Origin of the sequence: Novosphingobium guangzhouense, assembly GCF_002896965.1 — a bacterium.
In the GTDB taxonomy this organism is placed as follows: Bacteria; Pseudomonadota; Alphaproteobacteria; order Sphingomonadales; family Sphingomonadaceae; genus Novosphingobium; species Novosphingobium guangzhouense.
In genome coordinates, this window is the sequence record NZ_LYMM01000006.1 from 1 (window position 1) to 1,093 (window position 1,093).

Sequence of the window (1,093 nt, forward strand, 5' to 3'; positions counted from 1 at the left end):
CAAAGGCGGGCAACTGGCCGACGAAGGTGCGTTCCCATCGCTGGCGGGAGCGAACGAATGGATCAATTCGCCGCCGCTGACCCCGGCATCGCTGCGCGGGAAGGTCGTGCTGGTCGATTTCTGGACTTACAGCTGCATCAACTGCCTGCGCTCGCTGCCCTACGTGCGGGCCTGGGCGGAGAAGTACCGCGATCAGGGTCTGGTGGTGATCGGCGTTCATACGCCCGAGTTCGCGTTCGAGAAGGATACTGCGAACGTCCGCAAGGCGGTGCGCGACCTCGGCATCGCCTATCCGGTCGCGATCGATAACGACCATGGCGTGTGGCGCGCGTTCCGCAATCGCTATTGGCCCGCCCACTACTTCATCGATGGCAAGGGCCGCATCCGCTATCACCATTTCGGTGAGGGCGATTATGCGCAGTCGGAGCGGGTGATCCAGCGCTTGCTGGCGGAGAACGGCAACGCGGTGGGCAATGCAGGTACGGTCACCGTGTCGGCGACCGGCGCCGGAGCCGCTGCGGGACAGGGGAAGGCGCGATCACCGGAAACCTATCTCGGCTATGGAAAGGCGCAGCGGTTCGTCTCGCCGGGCGGTCTCGTCCGCGATGCTCGCCACGAATACGCGGTGCCGGCTACGCTGCGAAGGGAAAACTGGGCACTCGGCGGTGCATGGACGGTCGGCCGCGAACAGGCTTCGCTCGATGCGAACGGCGGCCGCATCGACTATCGCTTTCATGCGCGCGACGTGCATCTCGTGCTCGGCCCGGCACGGTCGGGGCAGCGGGTACGGTTCCGGGTGACCATCGACGGAAAGGCGCCCGGCGCGGACCACGGCACCGATGTCGATCCGCATGGCAACGGCGTGGTCGATGGCCAGCGGCTCTACCAGTTGATCAGGATGCAGGGCAGCACGGCTGAGCGGGCTTTCGCGATCGAGTTCCTCGATCCCGGAGTTCAGGCCTTTGCCTTCACGTTCGGCTGAGGCGTGCCATCGGCTGTGCGTACAATGGCACATGGGCAACAAAACGTCACGGTAAGCCAGCGCAACCAAACTTTGCCAGTCGGTGTTTGTGCCTCCGAAAGCAGCCGATCT

Annotated in this window: 1 protein-coding gene; it reads left to right on the plus strand. The window is 64.7% G+C overall.

Annotation, left to right across the window (positions count from 1 at the left end; genetic code table 11):
* A partial coding sequence (locus A8V01_RS04130; RefSeq protein ID WP_146037174.1) for a thioredoxin family protein occupies positions 1-982 on the plus strand: 982 nt, incomplete at its 5' end.
* Between the last annotated feature and the right edge of the window lie 111 nt (positions 983-1,093).